Here is an 8,962-nt window from a genome sequence, read left to right as displayed (position 1 = left end):
GGAGCCGCGGCGATCTCTGTCCGGCGCGGCTGCTCCGGCAGAGCCGGCGGCGGCGGGGCGGACGGGGCGAAGGCGGCTGGTGCTGGTGCTGGTGCTGGTGCAAGGTAGCCGTTGATCGCCGGGGGACGCTGTCCGCCGCGTTCGATCTCGGCCAGCGACGAGAGGATCTCGTTGGCGCGGATGTGCGCCTGCCCGATCGCCAGGCTCTGGTCCTTCACGCTCTCGACCGCCCGCGCGAGCCAGGCCCCGCCGGCCTCGTCCACGCCGGGCTGCCGCTGGTGCAGGATCTCCACCAGCCCTTCGGCGACCTGCAGCTGGCTTTCCAGATACCGGGAGTGCAGCGCCACATGCTGCGCGACCACGTCGTCGAGGCCGCTGCCGTCCCCGGCATCATCGACACGGCCGCTGCCCACCGCGTCGGCGCTGTGGGAGTGGGCCGCCGCCGGTGGTGCGGCGATAGCGACGGCCGGCGGCCACGCTGCCGCCGGCTGTGGGGCCGCCGACGTGGTCGGCGCTGGCGCGGCCGTCGAGGATGCGGCCGTCGATGATGCGGCGGCATGGCCGGCGGAGAGGACCGACGGGCCGGGTACCGACGGGCCGCCCGGCGCCGCCGCGTCCGCCGGCACCTGGTGGCCGTCCTGACGAGCGGCCCGGTGGGCGTCCGCGACATCCGCGTCGATCCCGTTACCAGCCCCGAGGCCGAGGCCGAGCCCGAAACCGTTGTCGCCGCCTGTCCCGTTGCCGCCTGTCCCGCTGGCGCCGCTGGCGCCGCTGGCGCCGCTGGCGGCCAGAGTGACGACCGACGCCCGGAAACCGTCGTCGAGCGCGGCCCGATAGGCGGCGCGGCGGGACTCCGGCACGTAGTCGGCTCCGTTCAGGGTCACGGCCATGCCCCGGGACTTCGGCGCCACCCACGCGGGGGCGTCGTACCGGTTGATCCCGCTGATCGGCGCGCCGAGAACCGCGAGCTGGACGGCGGCCTGCTTCAACGCGACGTCGCTGTCGCCGAGCGGGCCGGCGTCGGTGGGAACGGCGACGATGCCGGACTCCTCGAGGGTCCGCCTGGCCAGCGCGGTCAGCACCTGCTTGGGGCCGAACTCGACGAACACGTTGCAGCCGTCCGCACGGATAGCCGCCAGGGCCTGGACGAACTCGACCGGCTGGAGCAGCTGCTCGGTCAGCGCGCGCCGGTTCGCCTCGGTGTCCGGCCCGTACCGGACGCCCGCGGTGTTGGCGTAGACCGGCTGCCGCGGCTCGCCGATCCGCGCCGTCGAGACGGCGTGCCCGAACGCCTCGACGGCATGCGCCACATGGGAGGTGTGGAAGGCCGCGGAGACGGGCAGCGGCCGGGCGCCCAGCTGCCGCTGCTTGCATTCCTGGACGACCTCGCCGACCGCCTGGGTCTCCCCGCCGACGACCACCTGGTCCGGCGCGTTGTGATTGCAGATCACCACGCCGGGGAAGGCGCGGAGGATGTCGTCGACCTGCTCCCGGGTGGCCTGGACGGCGGCCATGGTGCCCGGGTCGTGGTCGGGGTCCTCGGCGGGCGGGGCCATCGCCTCGCCGCGGGCGCGGGCGAGGCGGAAGAAGTCCGCGTCGTCGAGGGCGCCCGCGGCCCACAGCGCGGTGAGCTCCCCGAAGCTGTGCCCGAGGAATCCCGCGCAGCGCAGGCCCAGCTCGGCGAGGTAGCGGAACTGGCCGGCCGAGAGCGCCCCGATCGCGGGCTGGGCGTACTCGGTCCGGCGCAGGGTGCTCTCCTGCTTCTGGCGTAGTTCCGCGTCGAAGACGGGCGGCGGGTAGATGATCGCGCCCAGCCGGCGGTCGGCTCCGGCGAACGCCTCGTTCGCGTCGTCGACGGCCCCGGCCACGGCCGGGATGTTGAGCACCGCCTCCAGGCCCATGTCCAGGTACTGGCTGCCCTGCCCGGCGAACAGCGCGCCCACCTTCAGGCCGGCCAGCGCCCGGGCGCGGAAGAACACCCCCGCCGGATGCGTCCACTGCGCCGCGTCCGGGGCGGCGGCGAGCTGCTCGACCGCCAGGGCGAGCAGGCGCTGGGCGGTCTCGTCGTCCACGGCGACGAAGCCGACCCGGGCGTGCTCCGCCGGGATCGGCGTGCTGTCGCCCGGCTCGGCGCCGGAGCGCAGCAGCTCCAGCAGGCTGGCGGTGTCGGCCGCGTGCCAGAGGTGGGCGCGGGCGGTGCGGTGCAGTGTCGTGGTGGCGCGGCGCTCGCCGGTGTGCTCCTCGGAGGCCGTGTGTTCCTCAAGAACGACGTGGAAGTTCGTCCCGCCGAAGCCCATCGCCGAGGCGGCGGCCCGGCGGACCGGCCGGGCCGGGTCGCGGATCCACGGCCGGGTCCGGGTGTTGACGTACAACGGCCCGCCGGTGAAGTCGATCGCGCTGTTGGGATGCTCCACGTTGATCGTCGGCGGCAGCGTCCGGTGGTGCAGGGCGAGCGCGAGCTTTATCAGGCTCGCCGTGCCCGCGGCGCCCTTGGTGTGGCCGATCTGCGACTTCACGCTGCCGACCGCGGCGAAGTGCCGCTCGCCGCCCGCCTCGGCCAGCGCCTCGGTCAGCGCGGACAGCTCGGTCCTGTCCCCCACCGCGGTGCCGGTGGCGTGTGCCTCGAACAGCTCGACGGACGCGGGCGAGCAGTCGGCGTCGGCGTAGGCGCGGGCCAGCGCCAGCCGCTGCCCTTCGGCACGGGGCGCGTAGATGCTCTTGGACCGGCCGTCGCTGGACGAGCCGATGCCGCGGATGACCGCGTAGACACGGTTGCCGTCCCGCTCGGCGTCGGCGAGCCGCTTCAGCGCGATCATGCCGATGCCCTCGCCGATGAGGGTGCCGTCGGCGGCGTCGTCGAACGGCCGGATCCGCCCGCTCTTCGACAGGGCCTGGGTCTTGCTGAAGCACATGTACCCGAAGATCGAGTTCTCGGTGTCGGCGCCACCGGCGATCATCATCTCGGCCCGGCCGTCGACCAGCTCGGCCACGGCCATCCGCAGGGCTGACAGCGACGCCGCGCAGGCCGCGTCCACCGTGCAGTTCATCCCGCCCAGCCCCAGGCGGTTGGCGACCCGGCCGGAGACCACGTTGGCCAGCAGGCCGGGGAAGGAGTTCTCCTCCCACGGCGCGAACGCCTGGACGTACTTGGCGGCGATGGCCTCGGCGTCGGACGCGCTGAGCCCGCAGCTACGGACCACTTCCTTCAGGACGGGGGTCGACAGCCGGGCGGCCAGCGGATGCATCAGCGGGACCGGCCCGGTGACCCCCAGGACCACCCCGGTGCGGGTGGCGTCGTACCAGTCGGAGCCGGTCGCGCCCGCGTCGCGCAGCAGGTCCCGGGCCACGATCAGGCTCAGGGTCTGCATGACGCTGGTGACCTCGAGCTGGTTCGGCGGGATGCCGAACTCCAGCGGGTCGAAGTCGACGTCGGGGATGAAGCCGCCGCGGCGCGAGTAGGTCATGTCCGGGACGGTCGGATCGGGGTCGTAGTAGTCGTCCAGGTTCCACCGGTCCGCCGGGACGTCCTGTGTGCAGTCCGTCGCGTCGACGATGTTCTGCCAGTACTCCCGGTAGTTGTAAGCGTTCGGGAAGAGACCGGCCATACCGACTATCGCGATCGGATTGTCGGCCAGGCGCCGTTGCGCCAGCGTGTCGCCGCTCACCGTTTTCCTCTCCTGAGCTTTCCTTGAGCCTTGTCGCAGCGGATGGTCCCGGCCTTTTCCGTGGCCCGGGCCCGCGTTTTCGGGTGCGGTGCCCGCGAGGCTCCGCGTTTCCGCGCCCCGCTTTCCCGGATACTGCTTTCCCGGAAACTTCTCTCCCGGGTTCCCGTTCCTGGGCCGGCCGCCGGCGGGCGCCTCGGATCCGGCATGTTCCGCCGGCTCGCCCGGTGCCCGCGGGCACACGAAAGAGCCGGGACGGGGAGCCAGCGGCGCTGGTTCCCCACTCGGCCGTGCCGTGCGGCGGCCCGGTGAAGCCGGGCCGGTGGGACCTTCTGGATCGGCGTGCGGACATCCGCGGCCGGCTGCCGGCCGGCGCGAGAAAAACCATGACCGTGCCTGTCCGGCCGTCCTGCCACGCCGGCCGTCCTGGCATTTCAGGTGATCTGGTGTTCCGAGTGATCTGGCATATCGGCTGGTCTGTTGTCTCGGCTGGTCCGATGTTCGGGCTGGTCCGATGTTCGGGCTGGTCTAGTACGACAGTGGTCCGGCACCGACGCCGGCGAACGGGGAGGCCGTGGACAGCGGCACCATTCCGGTGGCCAGGCCGACGAGGTCCGCCATGGCTTCGGCGAAGTGCTGGTGACCGATGGGGCTGGGGTGCAGGCCGTCGGCCGACCACATGGCCGGGTCCGCCCATTCCCGGCTGTCGACGACGTCCAGGCAGAGCGCGCCGGTACGTGCGGAGATCTCCCGCAGGTACTCGTTCGCCTCGGCGAAACGGCCCCGCAGGAGCTCCTGGAAGGACGCCGGCAACGGGAGGTTGCCGGGAATGTCCGCGTAGGTCGCGGTGAACATCACCGTGTCCGGGCCGGACAGCGTCGCGAAGATCGCCTCGAGATTCCGCCGGAAGCGGGCCGCGTCGTAGTCCCGGATCAGGTCATTGACCCCGGCCACGAACCCGATCAGCGGGGCCTTGTTCACCAGCGCGACCCGAAGCTGCCGGTCGATCACATCCTGGGTGGTCGCGTCGAAGGTCCCCAGGTTGAGGCAGCCGCTGCCCGCGATCCCGAACATCTCGGCGAACCGGGGCACCCAGCCGCGGTACGCCCCGTCCGGTGCGGGGTCGCCCCGGCCCTCGACGAAACTGTCACCGACGACCGTCATCCGCGCTTTCGCCATCATGTTCCCCGCTTCGTCCCGAGCTGCCCGCGAAAAGATTCCACAAGTTGGATGCCAGCCCACCCGTCCGTGCGGTCGTCACGCATTGTTCACACCCCTGTCATGTTATCCGGCAGGTCTTGGCACGGGCATTCGCCAGCAAGTTTCCTCTCAATTGTGCGAAGCATCCGAAAGAACGGTCAACGCCAATCCCGGATACCTATTGCCTGATCAGGGCGGGCTATCGACGCTATCCACGGGAAAACAGGATGCCCGCTCCAGAATTCTCGACAAATTTCGGCAGAGTTCACTGTCCCGTGGGGCCCGCCATACATCACCGGCCCGCTGCCACTGTCGCGGGAGGCCGCCGGGCGTGCCCGGACATCGTCACGCACTCTTCGGGAAACTTGTGCGACCGATACATTTTACAGCATTACACAGGTTTTGCACCAGTTCGTCCACAGTGCCGGCGGAACCCGTTCAGCCCGCCGCGATGCTGCAGGCATAGTCGAAGTGGAACTTGGCCAGCAGCACGTCGGCGTCGTCGTAGAGCAGCGCCCTGCCGTCCAGGTCGAACTGCTCCGCGGCCGTGCTGGCCAGGATTCGCCGCGCCTCTCGCTCGTCCACGGTGGCGATCGCGCGGACCCGGCCGACGGCCGGCTTCCGGAAAATCGACCGCGCGTCCCGGACCACCGTGTACTCGACCCGGGCCAGGCGCGGCGCCAGCGCGCCGGCCAGCGCGGCGGCACCGGCGATATCCGCGGCCAGGAAGAGCGCGCCGGCGTGCACCGTCCCCAGATGATTGGTGAGGTTCCTGTCCGCCGGAATCTCGACCACCGCGCGGTCCGGCCCAACCTCGGTGATATCGGCCCCGACGAAACGACCGAAGGGCACGAGCGAGTTCGTGATCTCACGAATCCGTTCGTAGTCGACGACTCCGCCGGTGGCCTCGCTGAATATCGCATACCCGGCCTGGGCGGGCGGAACCCGCGTGTCACTGGTCACGTCTACCATCCCAACACTGTTTTCCTACCGGACCGTGAACAGGTGTCGAACCGGTCACCGGAGGCGGCGGAAAAAGAGGTGAAGCGCCATGCGGGCAGGAGCGCGCGGGGCGGGGGAAAACGGGCACGAAGACGGTCCGCACCGCGGCGGCGCCCAGCGGAGCCCATCAGCGGAGTTCGCCAGCGGAGTTCGCCAGCGGAGTTCGCCGGTGCGCCTCACCGGTGAGCGCGCAGCACCCGGCGGGCGATGGACCAGCGCAGCACCTCGGACGGGCCCTCGTAGATCCGGAAACCCCGCGCCTCGACAAGAAAGCGGGCGACCAGTTCGTCCTCGCACACACCGAGCCCGCCGTAGAGCTGCACCACGCGGTCGAGCACCCGCCAGACCGCCTCCGACACGAAGGTCTTGGTGATCGCGGACGCGTGGCGCGCGGCGCCGCTGAGCGCGCCACGCTCGTCGATCACGGCGGCTGTCGAGTGGACGAGCGCCCGGGCGGCCGCGATGTCGATCTCGTTGTCGGCGACGTGCGCCTGGGCCATCCCGTGGCCGGCGACCGCTGTCCCGAACGCCTCGCGCCCGACGATCCGCGCGGCCGCCATCTCGTGCGCCCGGACGGCCACCCCCAGCCAGCTCATCGAGAACATGATGCGGGAGGGGGCCAGCCGTGCCTGGATCTGCTCGAAGCCCTTCCCGGCCTCGCCGAGCACGGCGTCGTCGGGCACGAAGCAGTCGTCGAACGTCACCTCGCAGTGGCCGCCCGGGGCGCTGTGGTCCAGCGTCGGCATGCGGCGGCCGACGGTGAGCCCCGGGTTGTCCTGGTCCACCACGAAGATGGTCGAGCCACCGGTGGTCGCGGCCATGCAGATGCTGAACGCCGCCCCGTCGGCTCCGGTGACGAAGTGCTTCGCACCGTTGATCTTCCAGCCGCCGGGGGCCTTCTCGGCGGTCGTGCGCAGCATCGCGAGATCCGACCCCGCCCCCGGGGACGGTTCGGACACCGCGAGGGACGAGCGGACCTCACCGCGCGCCAGCGGCTCCAGGTACCGCCGCGCCTGCTCGGCGGTGGCGAGGTGGGCGAGCAGGTGGATGTTGCCGTCGTCCGGGGCGGACGCGTTCACCGCGATCGGGCCGATCAGGCTCGCGCCGGCGGCCTCCAGCACGTGCGCCAGGGCACGGGTGTCGAGGCCGAGCCCGCCGTAGGCCACCGGCGACAGCGGGCCGAAGACCCCCGCCTGGCGTGCCGCCTCCTGCAGCCGCACCCGCAGCGCGTCGTCCATCGGACGCCCGTCGACGATGATCTCCCGCTCGACCGGGAAGACATGTTCCTGGACGAACGCCCTCGTGCGTTCGGCGATCCGCTGCGGGCTGGCGCCCGCGCTGCCCGCGCTGGACGCGCTGGACGCGGTGAGTGCGGTGAGTGCGGTGGGTACGGCGTTCACGGCTGGGCACGCTCCTGGTCTGTGTCGGCGCCGCCGCCGCGCGGGGGCGGCGGGCGGCGCGTCCGTTCCTCCTGCCGCGCCGCCTGGTTCACCGGCTCCCCGCTCCCCTGGCTCCCCGGTACACCAGGGCACCTGATGACCGAGGAGCGGTACAGGCGAGAAGCGATATCGTCCTATACCAGCAGGTATTGTCTGATACAGGCTTATACGGGCAGATGTGGGCGAGAAACGGTCAGGCGGCCGTGAGCAGCCGCTTGTCCCGCGGTGTCCCGACCGCTTCGTAGAGCTTCTCCAGGTGCTCCGGAGCGAAGAACTCCTCACCGTGGATGCCCCCGCCTATCATCGCGTAGAACTTCTTCGTGTATTCCGGGCTCTGGCTCGTGGCGCGCAGCACCGAGTCGAAGAAGGGGGGCAGCGGGAGGAGTTCGGAGATCATGCAGGTGAACTCGAAGGTGCTCTTGCTCCGCTCGTCGCGGAGCCTGGCGTACTCCGCCACCGCGTCGTCGATCGGGCGCTCGCCGGCCAGTCCTTCGTGCAGATGGTTCGCCAGGAGCTCGGCGTACACGAGGGCGTCGGTGATTCCCCAGCCGGTGAACGGGTCCTTGTGGTATCCGGCGTCCCCCACCAGCGCCCAGCCCGGCCCGTTGGAGCGGCGGTAGTAGTTGTCCGGGTAACGCATCACCCGGAAGTTCTCCTCCCGCTTCCCCTTCGCCCGCAGTTCCTCACCGAGCTCGGGGACGACCTCGTCGTACACCGCGTGGAAGTTGTTCTCCACGTCGGTGCGGAACGCGCTGAAGTGCTCCCGCCGGCGCAGCAGGGACAGCAGGTTCAGGCCGTCGTTGGTCGGCCACGTTCCTATCTGCTGCTCGTTGAAGCCGGTCCGGTGGTGGAAACTCCAGTCCAGGCCGCTGAAATACGAGTAGTAGACGAAGCAGCTCGCCGGGACCACCCGGTAGAAGTCGGCCCCGACCTTGTCCGCGACCGTCGAGTTCCGGCCGTCCGCGCCGACGACGAACGAGCCGCGGAACTCCTGCTCCGGCCCGTCGCCGAACTGGCCCCGGATACCGGCCGCACGGCCGTCCTCGAAGATCACGTCCTGGACGGTGAAGCCCTCGAGGATCTCCACTCCGGCCGCGCGCGCCGCGTCGACGAGAATGCCGTCCAGGACGGTGCGCCGCGGGGAGTAGACCTCGGTGATGCCCTCGATCGGGTCGGCGAAGCCCTCGATGTGGATGCCGGTGTAGGACATGATCAGGTTTCTTATCGGCGGGACGCCCGACGCCACGAGGCGGTCGAGCAGGCCCCAGTCCCGCAGCCGGGCAAGGCCGGTCTGGTGAACATAGTGCGTCGAGACGGTGTCACTCGGGAAGGTAGACCGATCGACGACAAGGACCCGGTGGCCTCGCCTGGCGAGCAGCAGCGCCAGTGGTGAACCGGCGCAGCGCGCACCGACAACGATGACGTCGTACATGAGAATGTGCTCCTGTCGTGAACCCGGCGAAGCCCGCGGTGGTATTACACACGGCAGTGGTACGGGTCGATTTTCCACAGCTGCCGGAACGAGAGTCAACAACTACCGCCGAGATACATCGCCCAATTGGGCGGCACAATTGACCCACAACCCGGGAAGGGCCCGGAAGAACACCGGAAAGATATCCGGAGAATTCTCCACAGGTTCACCGGGCGTTGGGAGGAGGG

5 protein-coding genes are annotated in these 8,962 nt (G+C 70.7%); all 5 read right to left on the bottom strand.

Annotated features, from left to right (window positions below; genetic code table 11):
• The coding region (locus tag AC5LSR_RS13675; protein ID WP_493468527.1) for a beta-ketoacyl synthase N-terminal-like domain-containing protein at positions 1 to 3,665 on the bottom strand (3,665 nt) is incomplete at its 3' end.
• Positions 3,666 to 4,190: 525 nt separating this feature from the next.
• A complete protein-coding gene (locus AC5LSR_RS13670; protein WP_493468526.1) occupies positions 4,191 to 4,826 on the bottom strand; it encodes an SGNH/GDSL hydrolase family protein in 636 nt (211 codons plus the stop codon).
• A 474-nt stretch (positions 4,827 to 5,300) separates the two neighbouring features.
• A complete protein-coding gene (locus tag AC5LSR_RS13665) occupies positions 5,301 to 5,834 on the bottom strand; it encodes a PaaI family thioesterase (RefSeq protein ID WP_250280735.1) in 534 nt (177 codons plus the stop codon).
• Between the two features lie 206 nt (positions 5,835 to 6,040).
• Positions 6,041 to 7,264 (bottom strand): acyl-CoA dehydrogenase family protein, encoded by a 1,224-nt coding sequence (locus tag AC5LSR_RS13660; RefSeq protein ID WP_445548433.1) that lies wholly within the window; start codon positions 7,262 to 7,264, stop codon positions 6,041 to 6,043.
• A gap of 232 nt (positions 7,265 to 7,496) precedes the next feature.
• A complete protein-coding gene (locus AC5LSR_RS13655) occupies positions 7,497 to 8,735 on the bottom strand; it encodes an NAD(P)/FAD-dependent oxidoreductase (RefSeq protein WP_250280736.1) in 1,239 nt (412 codons plus the stop codon).
• Positions 8,736 to 8,962 lie beyond the last annotated feature (227 nt).

Source organism: Protofrankia sp. CiP1_Cm_nod4 (assembly GCF_982290645.1).
Note: the sequence above shows the minus strand (reverse complement) of the source record. Positions and strands in the feature narration are given on the sequence as shown.